Genomic DNA, 23,009 nt, shown 5'->3' with positions numbered 1-23,009 from the left:
TCTGGAATTACAACATGAAGTCACATAACTAACAATAATCGTAAAGAACAGATGAATAATTAATCTCCAGAGAGGGATATAAACAGTATAAACAGAAAAATCCGATGAAATGTTTGACAGCCAAGGCTAACAGGAGAATAATTATCGCCGTTGGGTCGTTAGCTCAGTTGGTAGAGCAGTTGACTCTTAATCAATTGGTCGCAGGTTCGAACCCTGCACGACCCACCAACAAAATCAATAAGTTACACTAAATTTCATATGTTTTATTTATATTTTCGTGCCATATTTGTATCGGTAATATTTAATATTCCATCTGTTTATTTTATATGCTGGATTAAATTGATAGGTTAACCACGAACAAGCCTTATTAGTATCTCAATATCTTCTCTCAGCCTATTTCTTATGATATATAAATAGTAAATCTCGATTTAAATAATTGACTTTTTTATGTATATCTTAACCAGGAATATGGGTAAAACACGTTAAAACCCAAATGTTAATTGAGTAAATAAAGTTGAATAAACATCAATTATGATTATAGGCTTGCGCTGAATAGTTTTATTTTCTCCGTAGTTGTGATAATCGTAATGCTTTATTCACTAACATTGCACAATAAAAATCTCAATTTTCCATAATATCCAGGGGCCGTGATATGAGAGGTCTGTAAACAGTAAATACCTATGGTGGTCGAAAGCGGAAATCGCTCAAACGTTTGATACTACCTTTCCTGAGAATATTCTTTCGACTTTAGGCTAAACGTCGAGGCGTAATGGCTGTATGACTGCCATGTAGGGTGAGGATCAATGAGTCAAACAATTATTTTTTTGCGTATTAATACGACAATTTATTGTACTTTTTACCCGAGATAAAACAAAAGAGCCGCGCATTAGCGAGACTCTTTTAGTGGTTACTGAAAAATAAAATTGATGGTTCCAGCAACCAGTAGCAGAAATACAGTATATTGTAAGTAGTACGCAGACATTGCTCTCATTTCTTCCTCCTTGCTGTTATGGTCTTTAATCAAGCAATATTTGCGCCATATCTAACTAATTGAAAAATAGTTTATTTTTATTATGGATAACTAAATTAGTGCCCCTATTTAGGGAGTCGGCACCATTTAGGAGCATATCGGGTATATCTCTCCTGGCAGATTTATTGTTTAGGCATTTAGTTTTGATTTGATTAATTATTAACACGACGACTTACTGGTGCTTTGAGAAGTGTAATAACACATGACATTAACTCTTAGAAAAAGGGTTTTTTTTAGTGCGTAGCTCTAATTTATGCATGTACATGGATGAATCGGCGGCGGCGAGTAGTTCATTAATCGGTGTATCTTTCTCTAAATTGCAATTAGCGTACCCCACGCTAAAATCAATATTATAACCACGCAATTCTTGGCTATTGCGTAATTCTAACGCATTCTTAAAGCGGCTTAATATTGCTGGCATATCACTACAACCTGATGCCGTGAGTAATGTGACAAATTCGTCGCCACCCAATCGGGCGACAACATCTGTGTCACGGAAGAAAAACTGTAACTCCTCAGCGAAAGTCACTAATGCCTTATCACCTTCAGCATGACCATAACTGTCATTTATTTCTTTAAAATCATTTAGATCAAAGAAAATCAAAGTGGCAGGAATATTATTATGTGAGCAAAATGTTAATGCATGCTGAGCCAGAATTTCAAAGCCTCGACGGTTGGTTAACTGTGTTAGTTCGTCAATAGTTGCTAATTGAACGGCAGCAATTTCTTGCTCAGCCATTTTCGCTAAGTCACATAAAAGTTGTTGGTCGTATTCATCTAAAGAGCGCGGTTTAAGATCGATAATACAGAGTGTGCCAAGTTTACTGCCATTGGGAACAACCAGCGGACAACCCGCATAAAAACGAATGCCAGGATCGTCGGTAACGAGTGGGTTGTCACTAAAACGAAGGTCGTTAAGGGCATTGGGTACCAAAAGGATATCGTCACCTAAAATCGCATGACCACAAAAAGATATATCCCTGGGGGTTTCGCTGGTTTCCAGTCCGGGATGTGATTTAAACCATTGCCGGTTTACGTCGACGATAGATATAAGCGCTATTGGCACATTAAATAAACGTTTAGCTAAGCGGGTGATACGATCAAAGCGTTCTTCGGGAGAGGTATCGAGAATATTATAAGAGCGTAATGTAGCAATTCTCTTAGCCTCATCTTGAGGTATCGGGGGAGCTTGCATATTCATCGTCTCCTGTTACTTGTCTTATCCACTTAGCGCGAAGTGTCGCTAACAAAGATTAGCAGTAGTGACCAAAGACTACTGGGTGTGGCTACAAAACAACATCAAAAATAAATTTAACGCATTGAAAAATAGTTATTTTCTCATCAGTGAGATGACATTTTACAGACGTAAAACTCAATCCAAGAAGCTATTTATCCGTATCACAAATTACCAACTGTGGATCGGGTAGCTTTTATTACCATCAGTCTCAATTCCCAGGCCAAATGATCGCTTGTGCTGCAATTATCGTCTTTTTCTCTGGGTCATAAGCGATTGATTGTGAGCCGTATAATACATAGCCAAGCTTCAATTGATCAGACACTCGGTGACAAAATGATGAATCATCTGGTCCGGTAATCAGCCGGTATATTGGTAATCCATCTGGCGGCACAGTGTTCATATACATCCCCCATTTTGTTGATTAGTCGTGTGTATGCTTTTGTACATTCTCTCTGGCTGCGGCTTTGGCTTCTTCAGCCAACTGTTCAATTTGCTCTTCGGTAAGTTGTTCTGAAGCTTCATGAATTTTAGCCAAACCTTCATTAACTGTTGTTTCTTCGTGATTTTTATTAGACATAATGGATCCCATACAGCGTTGCATTTAATTTATACTATAGGTCATTTAACCCTATTAAGGGGTTTTATAATGAGTTAGTGGTTTTTAGGCTCGCCGAGTCAATATCAAACAGGCGCTGGGGGAGTAAACCTCCCCAAGAGTCACGAGTTGATGCAGGAATTTTTAATAAAAACCATCCCGATTTCTATTCAGGTTTCTTCGCAGAAAGTAAAAATAGCATAGGGCGTTCTTTCTCTTCATCCAATTCAGGATAATCTATAATTTGCTGTGTTGTTGGTCCCCATTCTTCGACATGCGTAATTATAAAACCTTGTTTTATCAAAAAATTAATATAAGTCCCTAATGTCCGATGCTGCTTGATAACGCCTTCTGCCAACCAGTTTGTTATACGTTCCCCTTCCGCCTGATAACTGTTCACCGGCCAGGATTTTTGCCCATTATCGGCAATTAACCAACCAGGTTGCTTTGCTGCGGTAAAGATAGGGTGTTCGGCGGAAAAAACAAAACTGCCCCCAGGAGTTAGTGCTTGATAAATCGTGGCAAACAGTGCTGGCAGTGCTTTTATATAATGCAATGTGAGTGAGCTATAGGCTAATTGGAACAGCTGTGGTGGTAGATGCAAATGTTCCAGGTCTTCCTGACGGTAAATAATGTTTTCGTCAGTGGTCATCTCTTTAGCGTGGTTTAACATTCGCGTTGAAACATCCAGACCTAAAACTTCGCTGGCACCTTGCGAGCGTGCGTAGCGACAAAACCAGCCATAGCCACAACCCAGATCTACAACTTTGCTTCCTGACAGCGACGGCAGCATCTGGCGAATGGCTTCCCATTCTGGCGCGCCAGCCAATCCATCAACTGAACGGGGAAGTTGTGCATACCCTGAAAAAAATGCCTGATTATCATAAATATTCTGAGTCATTTCTCTTCTCCTTTAAATTAACTTTTTACTCCTGAATAAAAAACATCGACAGTTTAGCACTAATGAAAAGATATTGAATATATCAGAGCAGCCGCCAAATGTTATTCCTTTGTTATAAATACAAATGACTGAGATTAGCTAAAGCGATATTGAGATGTAATAACGGATAGTTAAAACTATTTAATATGGAGTGCGGAGTAAATTAATATTATGCGGATTCTGTTATTTATTGAGAAATAGCCTAAACTTTATACAGTACGTGTTGACGGACTTCGTTAACCGTTCGGGAAGGGTCACCTTCTGTTTGGTGTTGCCAAAGACTGATAAAGCGTGAATATACTGCGAGAGCAGGTAGCCACTATGCCAGATTAAGGCACTTTATCCCTGATTAGATGCTTCTCTTGAAGGAGATAGCGATGACTCCCGTACAAATACTGATTATTCTGGTGCTAACACTTTTTGCATTGTACCGCCAGTCGGTCAGCCACGAGGTGTCTTTAGGCCCCGCCCGTTTTAAATGGGCCTGGGTTTACGGGATGGTCGGCCTGGTAGTCGGTGGAACATATATGCCCGCTACGATGACTTCCTGGGTAGTTTTAGGTAGCGGAGTTTTATTTAGTATTGTTGTCGGTGTTTTGCAAGGTCGCCTTATAGAGATTTGGCGTGAACCTGATGGACGTATTTTTTGCAAGGGAACACCACTGACGATAACTTTATTTCTGCTATTGGTTGGTTCTAAATGGATTATAGGGACACTGCAATATCTTTATAATCAACCAACGGAACAAGGCGGGTTTGGTGAAATCCTGATCATGATTGCAGTCATGGCAGCATTTCAGGTCGAGATTGTCAGACGACGTATTCGGGTTTTATACCCGGATAACCCCGTTGATTCATTACCTGAAGGGCAGTAACAACGTTTATTTCAGCTAACAGCCGAGGACTGGCTGCTAGCTGAATATAAAGGACTCATAGACATCTTCGAAAAACGTGATCAGTCGACAATAAAAAGTCTGGCCCCTGAGATTGTAGATGAACGATGTGCTTCGGCGCCATCGGCAACCTGATAACTCATACCTGCCTTCAATATAAAGCTTCGCCCATCGTCCAATTCAGTGCTTAGTTCGCCTTCAAGGCACAGCAATATATGCCCTTTAGAACACCAATGGTCAGCTTTGTATCCAGCACTGTACTCAACCATACGGACTCTAACACGACCAAAAAGTTGTGTTCGCCAGTAGGCAACCCCTTGCTCCCCCTTATGCTCAGTTGTTTCTATTTCTGACCAATCGGTGATACCGAAGGGGATATCCACTATTTTCATTTAAATTACCTCTTTTTAATGCTGGCCGACCTTACATTAACTCACTATTAAAACGAATACACAGTCTATTACCTTATTGCCAATCCAACTTTTATAAAGTGGGCCATACTGTGAGATATACGGTTAAATGGAGTTATCAAGCCTATGAATAATCCCACAATCTTCCAGTTTTTCCATTGGTACTATCCTGATGGCGGTAAATTATGGCAGGAGGTCTCAGATCAAGCCGCACATATTAGCCAACTTGGAATTAATATCGTTTGGCTTCCCCCCGCATATAAAGGTGCCTCAGGAGGATATTCTGTAGGATATGACACCTATGATTTGTTTGATCTGGGGGAGTTTGATCAGAAGGGGACTCAGTCGACTAAATATGGCGACAAAGAAGGATTACAGAATGCGATTAACCGATTGAAGGAGAATGGCATAAAAGTTCTTTTTGACGTCGTATTCAATCACAAGATGGGGGCGGATGAAAAAGAACAGGTCAGTGTCCGTAAAGTTAATCCTGATAACCGGACTGAAATGGACGATGATATTATCGACGCCCTTGCCTATACCCGTTTTACGTTTTCTGGCCGCAATGAAACTTATTCATCCTTTGTTTGGGATAAACAGTGTTTTACCGGTGTTGATTATATTGAAGAACCCTCAGATGAGGGGGTTTTTAAGATAGTAAACGATTATAGCGATGAGGGATGGAATACAGAGGTTGATGATGAGTTAGGTAATTTTGATTATCTGATGGGGGCGGATATTGATTTCCGTAATCCTGCCGTTATGGATGAGTTAAAATATTGGGGAAAATGGTTACTGGAGTCACTGCCAATTGATGGTTTTAGATTGGATGCAGTAAAACATATCCCAGCATGGTTTTTTAAAGCATGGATAGAATATATACAAAATGAAACAGAACATGATTTACTGATTATTGCGGAGTATTGGTCCCCTGATATCGAAAAATTACAACAATATCTGGCACGGGTAGAAGGCAATGTAATGTTGTTCGACGTTGCTTTACATCACAAGTTTCACGAAGCGTCGAAACAGGGCGAAGATTTTGATTTAACGCAAATATTCAATGGCTCATTAATTGAAGTTGACCCGTCACATACCATTACGTTGGTGGCCAATCACGATACTCAGCCACTTCAGGCCCTGGAAGCACCTGTAGAACCTTGGTTTAAACCTTTGGCTTACGCGTTGATCTTAATACGAGAACAAGGTATTCCCTGTGTTTTTTACCCCGATCTTTTTGGTGCCAATTATGAAGATAACGGTGAAGATGGGGGGACTTATCAGATAGAGATGCCGGTTGTTGCTGAATTGGAGAGGCTAATTCAAGCCAGACAACGCTTCGCTCATGGCGCACAAACCGATTATTTTGATGATAAAAACTGTATTGCTTTTGTTCGTGCTGGTACGGCGGAGGCACCCGGTTGTGTGGTGATTCTTTCGAATGGCGCAGAAAGTGAAAAAACAATCGTCCTTGGTGAAGGTTTTGAAAATAAAGAGTTTGCTGATTACTTAGGTAATCGTCAGGATATTATTACTACAGATGAAGATGGTGGGGCGACATTTCCTGTTAATGGCGGGAGTATTAGCCTTTGGGTACAGAAAGAACTTCTGTAATCCGTATAATGAATATGTTCTTCAGAGAAGATGCCATATCATCTTGAGCTAGGCACTAAGTTGCTATGATTCACACAACTTAGCGCTTAGTCATTATTTCCTTAGCTTAATGATGGCTGATTAATTTGAAAGAAACGGATAATCTGGCGCAACTCCGCGCCTTGCTCCGTTAATGATTGTGCGGCGGCGGCGGCTTGTTCAACCAATGCGGCATTTTGTTGCGTAACTTGATCCATCTGTTCTACAGCGATACCGATCTCTTGAATACCAATGTGTTGCTCGTGTGATGCCGTCGATATCTCGCCAACGATATGAGCAACTTTCCCCACCGAGTCGACTATCTCGCCCATCGCTTGACTGGCATGGTCAGCGCGTTCTGAACCCGCATTAATTTTCTCAACCGTACCAACAATTAATTGCTTTATCTCTTTGGCTGCATTTGCACTTTTCTGTGCCAAAGTGCGTACTTCGCTTGCGACAACGGCAAATCCCTTACCTTCGGTGCCCGCTCGGGCGGCCTCAACTGCAGCATTTAACGCTAATATATTGGTTTGGAAGGCAATGCCTTCAATAACAGCAATAATATCGACGATCTTCCTTGAGCTTTTGGTGATTTCTTGCATACGAAGTAGCATTTCATCAACAATAATTCCGCCTTCTGTGGCGGTTGCTGCTGTATTAACCGCTAACTCACTTGCTTGCCGTGCATTCTCCGCATTCTGACGTACGGTTTGGGTGAGTTCCTGCATATTTGCTGAGGTTTGAATCAGAGAGGATGCTTGTTCCTCGGTACGTTGTGATAAGTCAGCATTACCCTGAGCAATCTGATTCGACGCCACAGAAATTGATTCGCTCCCATGCATGATCTCATTAATCGTTTTCTTCAACTGCCGGTTCATGATATTCAGGGAAGCCAGTAAGCTATTATTATCACCTGGGCGAAGTTTTATTTCAGTGGATAAGTTTCCGGCGGCGATATGGCCCATAATAGCCACAGCATAGGCCGGTTCCCCTCCCAATAAACGAGAAAAGTTGCGGGCAATCATGACAGCAAGCAGTGCAGAAATGAAAACAGCAAAGAGCAATAAAGCGATAAGTACGTTTTTGGCAGTATTAAAGCTTTGTTGACCATCCGTTGCAGCTTGTTCCCCACCTTGAACTTCCAGCACGACTAATTCAGCGAGGTCTTTCATCAACTGTGTGCGATATTTTCTTGATGTATCACCACTAACTTTAGTGGCTTCAGCTAATTGATTATTATTAACCGCATCAATAACGAGACTGTTTGCCTGAGAAAAGTGGTCAAAATCTGACATTATTATCTTGAATAGTTCGGAGTGATTGTAACCTTCGGGTAATTTCAGAAATCTATCTTGCGCGGCACGAAAGTTGTCTACGGCTTGTAATATCTCCAGACGGTGTCCTTCGCGCTCTTTTTCTGTCGATGAGGCGATATACTGAACCTGCTGCAGGCGCAATTCGGCTAAAACGCCTCGCATCTCTAATGCATAGCGAACACCCGGTAACCAACTGTCGCGATAGGCTTCCAGCCTGGCGTTATTACTGCTTAACTGTGATAGTGCCACAGCACCTAGCAATAACATCATAACAATAACAACCGAAAAGCCTGAGAGTAACTTTGTCAAAATGGATAGGTCGGAGAACTTTTTCATGAACATTACGTATATTAAATAAGAGGTGCAATGTATAACGGCAAATAAAATGAATTCTTGATGTAATAAAACTACTTAATTTGATTTTTTAAGCATTTTATTTGAATGTACAAAACACAGGATAATGTTGATTTTTGAGCTGAATTTATCATGTTTTAGATAAAGTCATAGATGATTTGTCTTATAATTTAGTTATCGCTTTATCTTATGCTATTTAATTGTGGATGTTCAATACGGTTCTTTTTTTAAATTAACTATTTATTAACTTCATTTCTGCTGTTTATGATGTTTTTAGACTGACATTTTATGTTTTCTGCATTCCTTTTTTTCTTGTAAGTGGGTCTTAATGGTTTTTAAGGAGTGTGCTAAGCTCGGACTATCAAAACTTTAGGTGGTTAATCATGGTCTTTGTCATTCTTTGGTTTGCTATTGCAGGATTAAGTGAGTACTTAGTCTGGGGATCTCCACTCTTGGCGGTGTCTCTGGCCTTGCTTTTTGTGGTGCTCGGCGGGTACTGGGTTTACAGAGTCAGAAAAATTCAAGTAAGTGATATACCTTCTGATGAAGTCAGATCAAAATCTATCAGTAATTTGAATCTCACCTTCTCTGTGGCGCTGTTGGCTATTCATGCGCTTGTTTTATTACTATTGCGCTGATAATGGTATGGTTTTCGTTAACTATGCCATTGGTTCCAGGCAGCTATAAGTATCCAGGCGGCGATGGCCCAACATAACACAGCCGCGGTCAATGCGAGTGGTAGGCGTAAATAGTCAATTAAAAAATAAAGCGATATCAAATAGATAAAGTAGGGAATGATAGCCCATAAACCGAATATAATTGTTATGCGCAGTGCTTCGATATTGCGCTCATGGCCAACAATATAGTGTGCGATGAGGGCGAAAGTAGGGAATAACGGGATTAAACCAGCAATATAGTAATTGCGCGTCTTCGATAATAGCCCAATCAATACCACAACTATGGCGCCGATCAGTGCTTTAAGTAACAGTCCCATCGCAATCCCGAAAAATTTAAAAAAGCTGCCAATAGAATATATTTCAATGAAAAACAAAGAAATTCCTATATATGGCAGCGGAGCAAAATAAGACTCTATATCTTGATAAGCTATTGACGATAGCCGTTCTTGATTTGTGCCAGGGTATTGGTGAAAACTTCAGCTTGAGCAGTGTCTTCGATACCGGCAATGGAACGTTCGATATTTAAGATTACTTTCCCAGCATCGGCTTGGCCGATCGCTTTTAGCAATAGAGTCAATGTTGCTTTCAAACATGCAACTTCATTTGCTAAAGTTTCTGGGTCAGCAGAAGTGGTAAAGTCTGGATTACTCATTTTTTTTCCTGAAGTGATAGCTTACCTGTGAACAAAGTGATGTGGGCTAACCCAGTATCGCAGTGAACATTCGCGGCATTATTAAACAGTTATAGCATTATATCATAAACTGATGGTCAGCTTTGATAACATGTGCTTAATCTTTAGTTTGTGGCGCAAAATGTGGTCGAAGGCGAGCAGGGGATAGGTATGTCTGGAAGATGCTTCCTCTGACTATGTAAGTATTATCTTAATTAAGTGAGTTTTGTTCATAAAAATCATACCATTTCTGAATGAGTAATTTTGTGTCAAAAATCACTCATTTTGAGCGTGAATAAGAGATAAACAATAAATAAACAAAACTAAGAATAATTCCTATGCCGCAAAATTAGAACGGAAATAGCCGATCCTGTGTGGTATCAATATGTTGTGCTTTTTCATGTAAAAATAAGTTTCGGGATGTCAGCAATTACTGTTTGCATGAATAGCAGTGTAATGCCAAGAAAACTCTTAAAAAAACTTTTCTTTTTTATCATGTCGTTAATTGATATGTCAGCGATTTTATGTACATAGTCGAAATGATGATAAAAATAATATCTGTCAAACAATATAGATATGAATTTGCAATTATTCTGTATTCATTCTTTGGTCGAAAACAAGTAATATCATTGTCGTAAACAAAGCGTGATTAGGTTACTCCCTTATTTTTGGAGAATTTTCTTTGATTAGCGTTCTTCTTGTTGATGACCACGAACTGGTGCGCGCAGGGATTCGACGCATTCTTGAAGATATCAAGGGTATCAAAGTAGCGGGCGAGATGCAGTGTGGTGAAGATGCGGTAAAATGGTGCCGTAGCCATGTTGTTGATATCGTTTTGATGGATATGAATATGCCCGGTATCGGCGGGTTGGAAGCAACTCGTAAGATTTTGCGTTTTTCTCCAGATACTAAAGTTATCATGCTAACCATCCATACTGAAAATCCGCTGCCCGCAAAAGTCATGCAGGCTGGTGCCGGTGGGTATTTAAGTAAGGGGGCAGCACCTCAGGATGTTGTTACGGCTATCCGTGCGGTTCATTCGGGGCAACGCTACATTGCTTCTGATATTGCGCAGCAGATGGCCTTGGGTCAGTTAGAGCCTCCAGCCGAAACGCCTTTTAGTTGTTTGTCAGAGCGTGAGTTACAAATTATGCTCATGATAACGAAAGGCCAAAAGGTGAACGACATTTCGGAACAACTTCATCTGAGTCCGAAAACGGTGAACAGCTATCGCTACCGGATGTTTAGCAAGCTTAATATAAGTGGTGACGTTGAATTGACCCATCTGGCCATTCGCCACGGTCTGTTTAACGCGGAGACGTTGTCTAATAGTGACTGATTGTTTCGATTCTAAAGAGTTTTTGAAAACTGTCACCAGCCAACCTGGTGTTTACCGTATGTATGATAAGACGGGGACAGTTATTTATGTCGGCAAAGCAAAAGACCTCAAGAAACGTCTGACGAGTTATTTCCGTGCTCAGGTTGCCAGTCGAAAAACAGAGACCTTGGTTAAGAATATTGCTCAAATTGATGTGACCGTGACACATACAGAAACGGAAGCACTGCTGCTTGAGCATAACTATATCAAGCTTTATCAGCCTCGTTACAACGTACTGTTGCGTGATGATAAGTCATATCCTCTTATTTTCTTGAGTGCGGATACTCACCCGCGCTTAGCTATTCATCGCGGTGCTAAGCATGAGAAGGGTGAGTATTTTGGCCCGTTCCCGAACTCTTATGCTGTCCGCGAAACCTTGGCATTATTGCAAAAACTTTTTCCAGTAAGGCAGTGTGAAAACAGTGTCTACCGCAATCGTTCACGGCCTTGTCTGCAATATCAGATTGGCCGTTGTTCAGGCCCTTGTGTTGCAGGTCTTGTGAGCGATGATGAGTACCAACGCCAGGTTGATTATGTGCGTTTGTTCCTCTCGGGCAAAGACCAACAGGTACTGACACAACTGATTTCCCGGATGGAGGAAGCCAGTCAATCGTTGCATTTCGAAGATGCGGCGCGTATTCGAGATCAAATACAAGCAGTAAGGCGAGTTACTGAACAGCAATTCGTTTCGGGCGACAATGAAGATCTTGATGTTATCGGTGTGGCGTTTGATGCCGGGTTAGCTTGTGTCCATGTGCTATTTATTCGACAAGGGAAAGTGCTGGGAAGCCGGAGTTACTTCCCGAAAGTTCCTGCTGGGACTGAGCTCAGTGAAGTCGTTCAGACCTTTGTTGGGCAGTTTTATTTGCAAGGAAGCCAGGGGCGAACGCTCCCAGGTGAGATCTTGCTGGACTTTACCCTAGAGGAAAAGGATCTGCTGGCTTCCTCTCTTTCTGAGTTGGCCGGAAGAAAAATTCAGATCCAAAGCCGTCCTCGGGGGGATCGAGCGCGTTACCTTAAACTTGCGCGCACAAATGCCTCTACTGCGTTGATTACTCGTTTATCGCAGCAATCAACAATACATCAGCGAATGAAAGAGTTAGCCAAGATTCTTAATCTTGATGAGATCAATCGTATGGAATGTTTTGATATCAGCCATACGATGGGAGAGCAGACTGTCGCGTCTTGTGTCGTATTTGATGCAAATGGTCCTGTACGTTCGGAATATAGACGCTACAATATTAGTGGCATAACGCCCGGTGATGATTATGCGGCGATGTCTCAAGTGCTTAAACGTCGATATGGTAAGTCATTAGATGACAAAAAAATTCCTGATGTTATTTTCATTGACGGAGGGAAAGGCCAACTGTCTCAGGCTTTTGACGTGTTTGCTTCTCTCACCGTTGAGTGGGATAAGCAAAAACCATTATTGGTCGGCGTTGCTAAGGGAAGTGATCGAAAAGCGGGGCTGGAAACATTGTTCCTGGAGGCGCAAGGGGAGGGGTTCTCGTTGCCACCAGATTCACCAGCATTGCATTTGATTCAACATATCCGAGATGACTCGCATAACCATGCTATCACCGGACATAGGCAGCGTCGTGCTAAAGTAAAAAATACCAGTGCATTAGAAACGATAGAGGGAGTTGGCCCTAAACGGCGGCAAATTTTGCTGAAGTATATGGGGGGACTGCAACCTTTACTGAATGCTAGCGTCGAGGAAATTGCAAAAGTGCCGAGTATTTCACAAGCATTGGCAGAAAAAATCTACAATGCATTGAAACACTGAGGCTAATGTTGCACCATACTCATAATATCCACCCCAGCCAGATAGTTATCGTAGCATTATGCAATTGAATATACCGACTTGGCTTACCCTGTTTCGTGTTGTACTCATCCCATTCTTCGTTCTGGCGTTTTATCTGCCATTCGTTTGGGCTCCGATGGTTTGTGCCATCATATTTGTGTTTGCAGCAGCAACCGATTGGTTTGATGGCTTTTTAGCGCGCCGCTGGAAACAAACTACCCGTTTTGGGGCTTTTCTTGACCCTGTGGCGGATAAAGTTATGGTTGCCATCGCATTAGTGTTGGTCGCTGAGCATTATCATGTCTGGTGGATCACTCTACCGGCGGCAACTATGATTGCCCGTGAAATCATCATTTCTTCCCTGCGTGAGTGGATGGCTGAAATCGGTAAGCGCAGCAGTGTTGCGGTGTCATGGATTGGTAAAGTGAAAACCACGGCTCAAATGGGTTCGCTGGTTGGCTTACTTTGGCGCCCAGACCATAATGTTGAGCTCGCCAGCTTTGTTCTTCTCTACATTGCTGCGGTACTGACATTCTGGTCAATGTTTCAATATTTAAACGCCGCCTGGAATGATTTGCTCGAACCTTGATCGAAGCGCCGCAAAAAGCAGCAAACGAACACATTAGTCAGATAATTTTATTGACTCATTGCGTCAGGTAAGTAGAATGCATCGCATCAGACGGCAGCAACGAAATGTCGAAAGATAGCAAAAGAATCAGTAAGTTCTGATGTTGCGGGAATAGCTCAGTTGGTAGAGCACGACCTTGCCAAGGTCGGGGTCGCGAGTTCGAGTCTCGTTTCCCGCTCCAAATTAGTAGGTTGGCTTAAGGCGAACCTCAGCTGTAAAGGCAAAGAAGAATAAGGCGCGTTGGCAGAGTGGCCATGCTACGGATTGCAAATCCGTCTACCTCGGTTCGACTCCGGGACGCGCCTCCAGTTTTCCAGAGCCCGGGTGGTGAAATCGGTAGACACAAGGGATTTAAAATCCCTCGGCTTATGGCTGTGCGGGTTCAAGTCCCGCCCCGGGCACCATGGAAAATATTCTAAGTAAAACAAAGTAGTATGAGTATGTCGTTAACCGCCGAGAGGCGGTTTTTTTGTGCCTAAAATCACCTTTCATAATATCTCTTCATAATATTATTTCTGCTTTACTGGTCTCCTACCGCTGGCACTATCGCAATTTTACGATCATATCGTGCTGTTTGAGCTGCATTCTTGTGTCCTGATATCGCCTGTTTGTCACTGAGTGAACCCTCAAGATCAGAAACCCCTTTAGCTTTCAGGTCATGGAAGGTGAAATTAAAATCCAGCTCAGGGTGCGCTTCTTTTGCTGCTTCTTTGGCTTTGCGCCATCGACTATTAAAACCGTCGCGTGTATACCGCAGTCCCGTTCGTTGGCGAATGATGTAGATACTGCTGATACCCGGCTGTAAGGACAGGGACTCAGCCAGCGCGATAGCGTCACGTAATCGCTCCGACCATTCCTTGATTTGTTTTGCCCCTGTCTTACCCTGCCTGATGTATATACCTGACTCTCTGAATTGATCCTTGCGTAATGAAAGCACATCAGCCTGTCTTGCGAGGCACAAGTACGCTACCTGAATTCGTTGGTACCACTTGGGGCGATAGTGGGTTGTATGCCCTAGCTCTTAAGCGTGAGTTGCGCGGCTCGATGAGGTTATTAGCTGGCGGCAGAACGCCACCCGGAAGCAATGAAAAAGGATCGGACATTAACGTTATATAAATGGAGTTAATAACTTGTAAATAAAGGCTTGATAGCGTCAGCTTTTAACTGTATAAAAAAACAGGTCATTAATTTATTGTTAAGTACAATACGTTAATAATTAGAAAGATAATTAATTCACAAGGAGTGATTATATGGTAGTTCGCTTATCTGCATTAATTGTTGCTTTGACTGTATCGTTCTCTTCGGTTGCAGCAACTTCACAAGAAGATATCCAAGGAGCTAAGGTAGTGACTATGGCTACCGAAACAATATCCGGCCATCTTAATATTGCAAATGGCCGTAACTGTTTGGATGAGAATACCCAAGGTAAGCCCACCTTGTTAGCCTGTGATAGCGTGGCAAAGGCCAGTTCAGAAAAAAACACCGTCCATTACATCGTGTTGAAAAGTGGGCAGTGTTTGTCAGATGAAGGTGGCTCAACTCCGGTCATGGCAACCTGTGATTATCAGAACACAAAACAACAGTGGAAAGCTCTTCAAGGTGTTGGTTCGGATGTGCGAAATGTGGCGTCAAATAAGTGCCTGACAACTGCAGGGTTGGACAAGTCGGTGACGATGGCTACATGTGCTGGCCTGCCAGCTCAGAATTGGAAATTACCTCAGTAAAGTAGCATTACAGGTGGCATTCCTTGAGTGCCATCGATAATGGTGCGGATATATAAGATTTTCCTTAATTTAATGCCATTACCAATGGAAATAAGAATTATTATTAACAGCGGTTAAACAAACCAACTTATTTGATTGATTAGTGGACTTGATGAATTAATGATTAGGGTGGCTATTGCAGGTTATTAAAAGCAATCGTCGCATCGTCCGTCACTTTAGGCGGCTAATCATGGAGGAAGTTACGATGAAAGATATGTTAAAAGGCTTACTGTTAGTTAGTGTTATGTTGCTATCTGCGGGTGCTATGGCTGAAGAATGTAATCCATCCAGCAAGTGGTGGCCGTATTGTAATGATCCTGCAACGGGGCCTGATGTTGGCACTCCTGAACATGGACACTGTCAAGCTAACGGCGGATGCACTAATAATTAAATAGTTGAAGATTCCCTATATTGGGAGTCACATTTTATGTGTTAAATATTATTATCAAACCGCCTACGGCGGTTTTTTATTGGAGTAAACAAATGACCAAACCAGATTGGGAGGCCATCGAATCGGCGTACCGAGCTGGCTTGATGTCATTGCGTGAAATAGCCTCACAACACAAATGTCTTTGCCAGCGAGGGCGTGAGCGGCTTATCGTTGGCCCACATATGGGCCTCAGCCATGGTGTCAGCCAACATTTGCGTGGTACGGATGTAGTTTTCAAAGGCAAATAGCGGATAATCAGAGCAGGAGCGGGAACCCAAGAGGCGATAGCCATTTTTACGGATCAGGGTGGTAACATTTGTTATGGTGCCGGATTGCTACGCGCGGGCAGGTGATGGGGGCTGTGTGAGGGATAGCACAAAATAAGGTGGCACTATTACTGATTAAGTAATAGTGCCACTATTTATAGAAACAAATAAGGATGATTACATACTCGGCGCTGCACTTTTGTATTTTGCGTCAGGCGTCGGTTTTGCACCTAATGAACGACGGAACTCGTCAAGAGACATACAGGCACATATATCCCCATTTTTATTGACGCAAGCCACTTGCGCATAATCCGTTACCCCCAGACCACCCGAACTACCAGGATTACCACCTTTTTTAAATGCGATAAATGCTTCGACATAAATAATAAAAGCTCTTATGCCTTTACCATTTTTGATGACCTCATCTAGGGAGACTCCGGTTCTACCAGAGAAATAGGTTTGTGCCCATAGTGAAAATTCACCTGTGTAGAGCATGCCGCCATAAATCAGGAAATGATGACCATCAATTGCGGATAGAGCGCTTTGAGCCTGTTGATAATTAATAAACTTTGTTTTTTCGGATTCTAAGTCGGCCTTACTTCTTTTAAATTCAATTAATACCCATTTATTGCCCTGAGTAAATATATTGTCACCGGCTTTCTCGTGATTGCCATCTAATGGGGCTATAGCAGCTGTGTCACTCAAATATTTAGCCACGAAATAGTATTCAACGGTTTTTTCCCACCATATCATGGTGCCAGCGGTTTTATCTTGCCCGAACATTACAGCTCCTATTGCTGTTATCTGGATGATAAATATAACTATACATCTATTTTGGCAGCGTGTATTAACGGTATTTCTTGTGAGCTATTCTATGACAAGTGGCCAAGTGGAAACGATATAACCTTGATTCACCGCTTCAATCAAAAGCCACTGCGGTAGTTCGGGTAATTCAATCAGCGGCCAGTTTTCCGCTGTCGGCCATGCGCCGAGGCCGACGGCGGCGGGAAGTCATCAGAGAAAATGCCACGCAGCACAAAGGCTGTATCCAGTTCGTCACCGAGGGACAATATCAACACCTACTCACCCTCGGACGGTGCTCACCATGATCGCGATTGACCGGCGCGCAGCGTCAGCCAGTTTAACTAGCCGGTGGTATTGTCTCCTGTCGCCACGCGGCGCAGGACTTGGTCGAGATCGACCGCGGCCACTGTACCAATACGGATCAGGTTGTGCAGCAGGCGCAGAATTTCAGTGATTTGGATTTGAGTTTGCATGGGGGAAGCATGCTATCGGAGATGGTCTTCTTCAATCTGATAGGGTTGTAAGAGCTATAGCACAACAAATTTTGAAATAACTTGCTAATCACTAAATTGATAGTAATTTATTATCGATAAATTTTCAGTATCACATTTTTTATAGCTATCTTTATTTCTGGGACAATATAATAGAAGAAAAAGAATTCTTTAGTCATGGGGATGTATGGGTTACAAATGCTTGTTTACGGTAAGCGGTGCCACTTATGCAATGAATGGCGTTACATCAGTTAAAAAATTATAGACAAAGTACTCAAAGGTAGGCTCGGTTATTTTAGCTATTATTGGCGCTCTAGTTACATTTAACACTGGTGGTGAGGTTAGGATTATTGGAATATTAATTTTATTAACTGATGTCTTTTGGTTTAGAAAAATAAAACTAAAATATGTTGTCGTAAGAAAATACGATATTTTGCCATGACAACTCTGCAATAGTATTCACACTTGTTCAGTGGTGGCAATATATTAAAAAACATTTCACTAATGATGTAATAAAGCCTCAAATATTGTTATTGTCAATAAGATAGTGATTAATTTGACTAAATCGGATATTCCCATTGCCTTTAAATCATGAAACGTGAAATCAAAATCCAATTCAGGAAATGTCTTTGCGGCCAGTAATTTTGCATTGCGCCACCGACTATTGAAACCATCTCTTGTGTAGCCATGCCCTGACTTTTGCTGCAGTACATAAATACTGCTCACTCTTAGCGCTATTTCTATTTCATCGGCAATCTTGATGGCCTGCTGTAATCTTTCTGTCCATGCCTTGATCTGTTTCTTGCCTAGAAATGGATCCGGCAATAATGAAGTCAGAAATTTATGATAAAAGTGTCGGTGCGGCCGCAAAAAGTGCATTAGTGTGATAAGAATTGTTTGTGCAGTAGTGCCTAGCCAGCCAAATAAACCTCGCTTCGGTGGGGTTTTGTCGTTTTTGAACTTGGATTGGTGGGCTGAATAATCTGAAAAGTAACCTTGTTGATGGCGTGCTTATAAATTGATGCGTAGAATTCGCTCTGTAACCGCCACTAGCTCAGCTGGATAGAGCCGATAACCATAGTTGTTGTAGGTGCGAGGTTCGAGACCTCGGTGGCGGGCCAAATTTCAGCCCTTAGCTTAACGGTAGGGGCTTTGCCATTTTGTGAGTCATGCCCACTATAAAGTTGGTCATGTTTACTGTTTGTTTATAATTACAATGTAAATTATACGGTGCTGTGATAGTTACCTTGGTGCAAGGATTGCATTATCATTGGTACGGTTACAGGGTCAGCTATCACAGCACCAAATTTAAAGCCTCAGCTAATCGCTGGGGCTTTGTCATTTCTGGAGCTTGATAATGGATAAAAATAACCCCTCGATGTTCTGATATTTCGTCAATGAAGTAGTTTCAGATAACTTGATTAATAATGTTGTATAAAAAAACACCATTTATAAGAATGAGTGTTAGGACGTTATCTGAAAAAACCTACTAGAGAATATGATGAAAGCAAATATCGGTGGCTAGTTTGAGATTTGTGTTGCAGGCATGTATCGGGCACAAAAATTCTATGAAGCGGTCTTTAACACTAAACTAGAGAAACTGGGCGATGGTGAGACGGAGTATTTAATGTTTCCTTATAAAGAGGGGACTGAAGGGATTAGTGGGGCATTGGTAAAATGAAGGGTGTTACACCAGGGCCAGTGGCACGGTAATTTACCTGATATGTGATGATTGCTCGGTGGAAGAAGGTAGAGGAAGTGATTGTCCGGTTTTCAATACAAAAGGCCGCCACTAGCATCTAATTACTTGTAGACATGATGTTTCGTGGCGGAAGCAAGACCTAATCCATAACCTTTTACAGGGTCTCATAGCTTGCTTACAGGTTGACAGACATGAAAGCGCTGTGGATTTGGCACTAAAATGATTGATCAAAAAGTGATCAATTACAATTGATTTGAAATGACATGCATCACATAACCACAAGTATGCTCGCTAACTCGCTTATTTATATAACGAGGCCCACACAAGGTATGGGGAAGCAAGTAATATATGCAGAATACTTATTTTAACGTTGGTTTCTCAATGGCTGTTTGGGAGCATAGAAGGATTTCAACCTTCTCTTTAGCACTGCAAGCTGGAGGGAGGTTAAATCAGAGGATCATCATTTAATAATCATCCTCAACGTCTTTAGCTGCCGAGCGAAGAATGAGCCAGACTATCACCGCGATGATCACAACAATACCGGCTATTATCAACGTTATCTTCAATTCCAAAATTGCCTTATTCAAAGTGTTATTAATACTCATCGCGGTTGAGTAACTAATAAAATAGCGTATAACGCTCGACATTGCTGGATTGAGCGCTTTCTCCGATCAATTAAGTTATGTGATAGCGCTGGCAGGGATGCTAGCAGATATTAAAAGCATAATCGATATGCAACATAGTAATTAGGAGTATTGTTTAGTGGCGATGGTGAGTGTCAAATTTAATGCACGAAAACAGTGCATATCATCAGTAGATAGCCATTCTGATTAAATAGAAACCTTTATTTTATAAATTATTTGCCATGATAGACAGCTTCAATATTGTAACCATCTGGATCAAGAACAAATGCAGCATAATAGTTTTCATGATAATGAGGACGGTAGCCAGGCTCTCCATTCGATATTGCACCAGCTTCCATGGCAGCATTATAGAATTGATTGACCTCATTTTTGCTTGCAGCACGGAAAGCGATATGGCTTCTTGGGGTATAAGGTTTACCTTCCATTACCCAAAAGTCACCGCCGGGATCATCCCCATTGGCTGAAATTTTCACACCAAAACCACAGGCATCACCAAGGTTTAGACGTATCTCGTAATTGAGAGGTGCAAGCGCTACACTGTAAAAATCTTTACTTATTAATATATTAGTAACGTTAATCCCCGTATGGTCTATCACTCTTTATCCCTTCTATTAAATGCCAGCCATTAATCTCATTCGAGTATAGCTCACACAGAACATCTTATAATTTGATGCTAATCTCAATCCTTATTAAGACATTGCATAACTTGCAGCCACGCTGTTTCTGTTTCTTTTCCCAGTTGTTGGAATACCTGTCGTAGCAGTTGCATTTGTGTCTCTGTTAATTGAGATTCAAGCTTTTTACCGGCGGGGGAGAGAGATAACTGCCGCACTCTTTGATCATATTCGGCGGTGGTAACCGTGATTAGCTCCATTTTAACTAATTGTTTTAATGGTGCATTAAGCGCTTGTTTGCTGATTTTCAGAATTCCCAACAAGGCATTGATGGCGATATCAGGATTGTGTCCGACAAAGTACAGGATGCGGTGGTGAACCCGACCTAATCCTCGCTGAGCCAGTAATTTATCCGGTAGTTCAGTAAATGTCCGATAACCAAAATAGAACTGTTCGATGGCTTGATGCAGTCGTTGGTCTTCCTGTTGCGGGACGTTTTTGGAGGTTGCCATCGGATTTTTATCACAAATTAAAAAATAATTAGGTCAATACTATTGACGTAATCAGCCGTCCATTTTACTGTCCATAAAGGTCAAATATGTTGACCTTTATGGAAGGACTGCCATGAATAAGACTGTAGTGGATCAGAATAATCGATTTTCCTCACGGCTGCACGATCTTCACCCCTCGCCTATACGGGAAATACTCTCTGTTATTGAACGGCCTGGGATGATCTCATTTGCTGGCGGCTTGCCTGCGGTTGAAAGTTTCCCCCACTTGCACCTGGAAGGAATGCCGCAATCGATGTTGCAATACGGGGCCAGTGAAGGGGAAACAGAATTGCGCAGGCATATTGCGCAGAATTTATGTAGGCGCGGTTTATCTTGCACTGAGGAGCAGGTCCTGATTATTTCAGGCTCGCAACAAGGAATTGATCTGGTCGCTAAATTATTTATTGATGCAGGAACACCTGTCGCTGTTGAGTCGCCCACTTATTTGGCGGCATTGCAGGTATTTCGGTTCTTCGGGGCACAATTTGTGGCTTATGATTCGGCACAACCTGATATTGATAAACTCAAAACAGAAAAGCCTGCTTTTGCCTACAGCATCCCAACTTTTCAGAATCCAAGTGGTCACTGTCTTGATAGTACGCAGCGGGCCACATTAGCAAAGGCGTGTGATGACCTTATGTTGCCGCTGTTTGAAGATGATCCCTATCATGACCTGGTCTATGATCCGTGTGAGCGAAAGCCGGTATGTGCCTTATTACAGCACGCACCGTGGATTTATCAGGGGTCCTTTTCTAAAAGTTTATCCCCGGCATTGCGGTTAGGCTATCTGGTTGCTTCGTCAGAGTTAATTCCTTATCTGACACGGCTAAAGCAGGCGGCTGATCTACACAGTAGCCGAATCAGCCAATGGCTGGTATTGCAACAGCTAGGTGCCGCCAACCATGCTGAACATATGGACCAACTGGCCACATATTATAAGAGTCGTCGTGATGCATTTGAGATCTCTTTACAACGCCATTTTGGTTCTCTTGCCACTTGGGAGAAACCTGCCGGTGGGTTATTCTTCTGGCTCACACTTAATCATTGTATTGATACTCGTAAACTATTGCCTAAAGCACTCGAAAAAAATATTGCATTTATGCCGGGCGAATCGTTCCTGCCATATCCGTCAGAGGGCTGTGGCCAGTTACGACTTAACTTCAGTCATGCAACAGAAGAACAAGCTGATATTGGTTTACAGACGTTAGCTGCTTTGGTGAGAGAAGATTGTTAATATTCTAAAATAGCTTACAAATAGAATGGCGAGAGCCGCAATAATAGAGAAAATTAATTAATAGGCGGGAGTCTTTCCCGCCAATATATTTTTGTTATTAAATATGTCTATGTGAAAGGATGTTCTTTCTTTAGAATTTTATCAATTATATTTAATACGCCAGAGTCGTTATTTGATTCGGCCTGATACTTTGCTACATTCTTAATGTTGTCTGGAGCATTTGCCATGGCATAACCAAAGCCGGCGTACTGTAACATTTCAATATCATTGCCACCATCGCCAAAAGTTACGACTTGTTGATCAGTTACATCCCACATTTTTTGGAGTAGTTTAATACCATGGGCTTTATGAATTCCGGGTATTATAAGGTCTACAGAACCATGTCCACTTGATACCGGGGTCACTATATCTGCGAGTTCTTGCTCGATAAATTTCATAAAGTCTACCAGTTTCTCATTGGGTAAACTTATCGCAAATTTGAATGCAGACTCTGTTACTTGATCGAAGTTATCGATAATTTTAAGGCGATGGTAGTATTTACTCATTGTAGTGTAGAAATAATTATCTGAAGAGCTCAACATGTAAGCGCCATTTTTGCCACAAACAATGACATCAAGATAGGGTATTGGTAGTAATGTTTTTAGCACTTTATTACAATCTTCATCAGAGATTGAACCGCAGAAAATTTCAGTATTCTTGTTACTGACATAAGCCCCATTTTCAGCAACAAAAGCGATTTCATTGGCAATCTCAGGGAAGAATGAAATTAGCTGATAATATTGATTACCACTGGCAACAACAAATTTTATTCCATTTTCTTTTAGTTGTGAATATTGTGTAATAAACCGTTCCCTATCAAAACTCATCTGATCATTGAGAAAGGTTCCATCCATATCAACAGCAATGATTTTAATGCTCATACAATTTCCCTCTTTAACATCTT

The 23,009-nt window shown here is 41.8% G+C and carries 21 protein-coding genes, 4 tRNA genes and 5 pseudogenes; 13 read left to right on the top strand and 17 right to left on the bottom strand.

Annotation, left to right across the window (positions count from 1 at the left end):
- The first annotated feature begins 152 nt into the window (after window positions 1–152).
- Window positions 153–228: transfer RNA gene (locus A6J66_007365), tRNA-Lys, on the top strand.
- A 1,010-nt stretch (window positions 229–1,238) separates the two neighbouring features.
- Here the strand turns inward: A6J66_007365 and A6J66_007360 are convergent.
- The 3 genes from A6J66_007360 to A6J66_007350 all read right to left on the bottom strand — a co-directional run bounded on the left by A6J66_007360 (window position 1,239) and on the right by A6J66_007350 (window position 3,763).
- Window positions 1,239–2,231, bottom strand: a complete 993-nt coding sequence (locus A6J66_007360) for a GGDEF domain-containing protein (GenBank protein ID PNM24030.1) — start codon at window positions 2,229–2,231, stop codon at window positions 1,239–1,241.
- Between the two features lie 244 nt (window positions 2,232–2,475).
- Window positions 2,476–2,667: a DUF1737 domain-containing protein gene (locus A6J66_007355; protein ID PNM24029.1), complete on the bottom strand. Its 192-nt coding sequence runs from the start codon at window positions 2,665–2,667 to the stop codon at window positions 2,476–2,478.
- 361 nt (window positions 2,668–3,028) lie between these two features.
- Window positions 3,029–3,763 carry a class I SAM-dependent methyltransferase gene (locus tag A6J66_007350; protein PNM24028.1) on the bottom strand — a complete coding sequence of 245 codons (735 nt, stop codon included), beginning with the start codon at window positions 3,761–3,763 and terminating at the stop codon, window positions 3,029–3,031.
- A 416-nt stretch (window positions 3,764–4,179) separates the two neighbouring features.
- On the opposite strand from A6J66_007350, the gene A6J66_007345 reads away from it, so the two are divergent.
- A complete protein-coding gene (locus A6J66_007345) occupies window positions 4,180–4,677 on the top strand; it encodes a hypothetical protein (protein ID PNM24027.1) in 498 nt (165 codons plus the stop codon).
- 80 nt (window positions 4,678–4,757) lie between these two features.
- On the opposite strand, the gene A6J66_007340 is transcribed toward A6J66_007345, so the two are convergent.
- A complete protein-coding gene (locus A6J66_007340) occupies window positions 4,758–5,087 on the bottom strand; it encodes a hypothetical protein (protein PNM24026.1) in 330 nt (109 codons plus the stop codon).
- Window positions 5,088–5,231: 144 nt separating this feature from the next.
- On the opposite strand from A6J66_007340, the gene A6J66_007335 reads away from it, so the two are divergent.
- Window positions 5,232–6,719 carry an alpha-amylase gene (locus tag A6J66_007335; GenBank protein ID PNM24025.1) on the top strand — a complete coding sequence of 496 codons (1,488 nt, stop codon included), beginning with the start codon at window positions 5,232–5,234 and terminating at the stop codon, window positions 6,717–6,719.
- 101 nt (window positions 6,720–6,820) lie between these two features.
- Here the strand turns inward: A6J66_007335 and A6J66_007330 are convergent, their stop codons facing one another.
- Window positions 6,821–8,392, bottom strand: coding sequence for a methyl-accepting chemotaxis protein (locus A6J66_007330; protein ID PNM24024.1), 1,572 nt, complete (start codon window positions 8,390–8,392; stop codon window positions 6,821–6,823).
- Between the two features lie 401 nt (window positions 8,393–8,793).
- Here A6J66_007330 and A6J66_007325 point away from each other — a divergent pair, with 401 nt between their 5' ends.
- Complete coding sequence (locus A6J66_007325) at window positions 8,794–9,048, top strand: hypothetical protein (protein PNM24023.1); 255 nt, start codon at window positions 8,794–8,796, stop codon at window positions 9,046–9,048.
- Window positions 9,049–9,065: 17 nt separating this feature from the next.
- Here A6J66_007325 and A6J66_007320 read toward each other — a convergent pair whose 3' ends face one another.
- Window positions 9,066–9,404 carry a GlpM family protein gene (locus tag A6J66_007320; protein PNM26922.1) on the bottom strand — a complete coding sequence of 113 codons (339 nt, stop codon included), beginning with the start codon at window positions 9,402–9,404 and terminating at the stop codon, window positions 9,066–9,068.
- Between the two features lie 110 nt (window positions 9,405–9,514).
- Window positions 9,515–9,739: a hypothetical protein gene (locus A6J66_007315; GenBank protein ID PNM24022.1), complete on the bottom strand. Its 225-nt coding sequence runs from the start codon at window positions 9,737–9,739 to the stop codon at window positions 9,515–9,517.
- A 700-nt stretch (window positions 9,740–10,439) separates the two neighbouring features.
- On the opposite strand from A6J66_007315, the gene A6J66_007310 reads away from it, so the two are divergent.
- From A6J66_007310 to A6J66_007285, 6 genes are all read left to right on the top strand, one after another.
- Window positions 10,440–11,096 carry a two-component system response regulator UvrY gene (locus tag A6J66_007310; protein ID PNM24021.1) on the top strand — a complete coding sequence of 219 codons (657 nt, stop codon included), beginning with the start codon at window positions 10,440–10,442 and terminating at the stop codon, window positions 11,094–11,096.
- Complete coding sequence (gene uvrC, locus A6J66_007305; protein PNM24020.1) at window positions 11,089–12,921, top strand: excinuclease ABC subunit UvrC; 1,833 nt, start codon at window positions 11,089–11,091, stop codon at window positions 12,919–12,921. Before A6J66_007310 ends, uvrC begins: the two co-directional genes overlap by 8 nt.
- A 58-nt stretch (window positions 12,922–12,979) precedes the next feature.
- Window positions 12,980–13,528, top strand: coding sequence for a CDP-diacylglycerol--glycerol-3-phosphate 3-phosphatidyltransferase (locus A6J66_007300; protein ID PNM24019.1), 549 nt, complete (start codon window positions 12,980–12,982; stop codon window positions 13,526–13,528).
- 144 nt (window positions 13,529–13,672) lie between these two features.
- Window positions 13,673–13,748: transfer RNA gene (locus tag A6J66_007295), tRNA-Gly, on the top strand.
- Between the two features lie 53 nt (window positions 13,749–13,801).
- Window positions 13,802–13,875: transfer RNA gene (locus A6J66_007290), tRNA-Cys, on the top strand.
- 10 nt (window positions 13,876–13,885) lie between these two features.
- Window positions 13,886–13,971 (top strand) — tRNA-Leu (locus tag A6J66_007285).
- 116 nt (window positions 13,972–14,087) lie between these two features.
- Here the strand turns inward: A6J66_007285 and A6J66_007280 are convergent.
- Window positions 14,088–14,543, bottom strand: a pseudogene (locus tag A6J66_007280) (integrase).
- A 274-nt stretch (window positions 14,544–14,817) separates the two neighbouring features.
- Here A6J66_007280 and A6J66_007275 point away from each other — a divergent pair.
- Both A6J66_007275 and A6J66_007270 read left to right on the top strand, forming a co-directional pair.
- On the top strand, window positions 14,818–15,291 hold the full coding sequence (locus A6J66_007275) for a hypothetical protein (GenBank protein PNM24018.1): 474 nt from the start codon (window positions 14,818–14,820) through the stop codon (window positions 15,289–15,291).
- A gap of 244 nt (window positions 15,292–15,535) precedes the next feature.
- Complete coding sequence (locus A6J66_007270; protein ID PNM24017.1) at window positions 15,536–15,721, top strand: hypothetical protein; 186 nt, start codon at window positions 15,536–15,538, stop codon at window positions 15,719–15,721.
- Window positions 15,722–15,900: 179 nt separating this feature from the next.
- On the opposite strand, the pseudogene A6J66_007265 reads toward A6J66_007270, so the two are convergent.
- The 8 genes and pseudogenes from A6J66_007265 to A6J66_007230 all read right to left on the bottom strand — a co-directional run bounded on the left by A6J66_007265 (window position 15,901) and on the right by A6J66_007230 (window position 20,793).
- Window positions 15,901–16,074: pseudogene (locus A6J66_007265) on the bottom strand (phage tail protein).
- A 129-nt stretch (window positions 16,075–16,203) separates the two neighbouring features.
- The gene (locus A6J66_007260; GenBank protein PNM24016.1) at window positions 16,204–16,809 is read right to left on the bottom strand and encodes a hypothetical protein; all 606 of its coding nucleotides are present in this window, start codon (window positions 16,807–16,809) and stop codon (window positions 16,204–16,206) included.
- A gap of 84 nt (window positions 16,810–16,893) precedes the next feature.
- Window positions 16,894–17,013, bottom strand: a pseudogene (locus tag A6J66_007255) (phage tail protein).
- Window positions 17,013–17,303 (bottom strand): annotated as a pseudogene (locus A6J66_007250) (phage baseplate assembly protein V). Before A6J66_007250 ends, A6J66_007255 begins: the two co-directional pseudogenes overlap by 1 nt.
- A gap of 519 nt (window positions 17,304–17,822) precedes the next feature.
- Window positions 17,823–18,128 (bottom strand): annotated as a pseudogene (locus tag A6J66_007245) (hypothetical protein).
- Between the two features lie 1,359 nt (window positions 18,129–19,487).
- The gene (locus A6J66_007240; protein PNM24015.1) at window positions 19,488–19,670 is read right to left on the bottom strand and encodes a hypothetical protein; all 183 of its coding nucleotides are present in this window, start codon (window positions 19,668–19,670) and stop codon (window positions 19,488–19,490) included.
- Between the two features lie 209 nt (window positions 19,671–19,879).
- Window positions 19,880–20,092, bottom strand: coding sequence for a glyoxalase (locus A6J66_007235; protein PNM26921.1), 213 nt, complete (start codon window positions 20,090–20,092; stop codon window positions 19,880–19,882).
- Between the two features lie 254 nt (window positions 20,093–20,346).
- Window positions 20,347–20,793 carry a MarR family transcriptional regulator gene (locus A6J66_007230; protein PNM24014.1) on the bottom strand — a complete coding sequence of 149 codons (447 nt, stop codon included), beginning with the start codon at window positions 20,791–20,793 and terminating at the stop codon, window positions 20,347–20,349.
- Between the two features lie 112 nt (window positions 20,794–20,905).
- On the opposite strand from A6J66_007230, the gene A6J66_007225 reads away from it, so the two are divergent.
- Window positions 20,906–22,066 carry a PLP-dependent aminotransferase family protein gene (locus A6J66_007225; GenBank protein PNM24013.1) on the top strand — a complete coding sequence of 387 codons (1,161 nt, stop codon included), beginning with the start codon at window positions 20,906–20,908 and terminating at the stop codon, window positions 22,064–22,066.
- A gap of 107 nt (window positions 22,067–22,173) precedes the next feature.
- Here the strand turns inward: A6J66_007225 and A6J66_007220 are convergent, their stop codons facing one another.
- The gene (locus tag A6J66_007220) at window positions 22,174–22,986 is read right to left on the bottom strand and encodes an HAD family hydrolase (GenBank protein PNM24012.1); all 813 of its coding nucleotides are present in this window, start codon (window positions 22,984–22,986) and stop codon (window positions 22,174–22,176) included.
- Between the last annotated feature and the right edge of the window lie 23 nt (window positions 22,987–23,009).

The sequence above is a fragment of the Yersinia enterocolitica genome, from assembly GCA_002082245.2.
GTDB classification, from domain to species: domain Bacteria; phylum Pseudomonadota; class Gammaproteobacteria; order Enterobacterales; family Enterobacteriaceae; genus Yersinia; species Yersinia enterocolitica_E.
This window is presented reverse-complemented; position numbering and strand designations above follow the sequence as displayed.

What these genes read in the sequence shown, in the direction of transcription:
- A6J66_007320 (PNM26922.1), bottom strand. Translation starts at nt 9,404, where the DNA reads ATGGGACTGTTACTTAAAGCACTGATCGGCGCCATAGTTGTGGTATTG.
- A6J66_007275 (PNM24018.1), top strand. Translation starts at nt 14,818, where the DNA reads ATGGTAGTTCGCTTATCTGCATTAATTGTTGCTTTGACTGTATCGTTC.
- A6J66_007220 (PNM24012.1), bottom strand. Translation starts at nt 22,986, where the DNA reads ATGAGCATTAAAATCATTGCTGTTGATATGGATGGAACCTTTCTCAAT.
- A6J66_007270 (PNM24017.1), top strand. Translation starts at nt 15,536, where the DNA reads ATGAAAGATATGTTAAAAGGCTTACTGTTAGTTAGTGTTATGTTGCTA.
- A6J66_007330 (PNM24024.1), bottom strand. Translation starts at nt 8,392, where the DNA reads ATGAAAAAGTTCTCCGACCTATCCATTTTGACAAAGTTACTCTCAGGC.
- A6J66_007225 (PNM24013.1), top strand. Translation starts at nt 20,906, where the DNA reads ATGAATAAGACTGTAGTGGATCAGAATAATCGATTTTCCTCACGGCTG.
- A6J66_007235 (PNM26921.1), bottom strand. Translation starts at nt 20,092, where the DNA reads ATGGAAGGTAAACCTTATACCCCAAGAAGCCATATCGCTTTCCGTGCT.
- A6J66_007350 (PNM24028.1), bottom strand. Translation starts at nt 3,763, where the DNA reads ATGACTCAGAATATTTATGATAATCAGGCATTTTTTTCAGGGTATGCA.
- A6J66_007325 (PNM24023.1), top strand. Translation starts at nt 8,794, where the DNA reads ATGGTCTTTGTCATTCTTTGGTTTGCTATTGCAGGATTAAGTGAGTAC.
- A6J66_007260 (PNM24016.1), bottom strand. Translation starts at nt 16,809, where the DNA reads ATGTTCGGGCAAGATAAAACCGCTGGCACCATGATATGGTGGGAAAAA.
- A6J66_007230 (PNM24014.1), bottom strand. Translation starts at nt 20,793, where the DNA reads ATGGCAACCTCCAAAAACGTCCCGCAACAGGAAGACCAACGACTGCAT.
- A6J66_007345 (PNM24027.1), top strand. Translation starts at nt 4,180, where the DNA reads ATGACTCCCGTACAAATACTGATTATTCTGGTGCTAACACTTTTTGCA.
- A6J66_007360 (PNM24030.1), bottom strand. Translation starts at nt 2,231, where the DNA reads ATGAATATGCAAGCTCCCCCGATACCTCAAGATGAGGCTAAGAGAATT.
- A6J66_007355 (PNM24029.1), bottom strand. Translation starts at nt 2,667, where the DNA reads ATGAACACTGTGCCGCCAGATGGATTACCAATATACCGGCTGATTACC.
- A6J66_007340 (PNM24026.1), bottom strand. Translation starts at nt 5,087, where the DNA reads ATGAAAATAGTGGATATCCCCTTCGGTATCACCGATTGGTCAGAAATA.
- A6J66_007300 (PNM24019.1), top strand. Translation starts at nt 12,980, where the DNA reads ATGCAATTGAATATACCGACTTGGCTTACCCTGTTTCGTGTTGTACTC.
- A6J66_007240 (PNM24015.1), bottom strand. Translation starts at nt 19,670, where the DNA reads ATGTCGAGCGTTATACGCTATTTTATTAGTTACTCAACCGCGATGAGT.
- A6J66_007315 (PNM24022.1), bottom strand. Translation starts at nt 9,739, where the DNA reads ATGAGTAATCCAGACTTTACCACTTCTGCTGACCCAGAAACTTTAGCA.
- A6J66_007335 (PNM24025.1), top strand. Translation starts at nt 5,232, where the DNA reads ATGAATAATCCCACAATCTTCCAGTTTTTCCATTGGTACTATCCTGAT.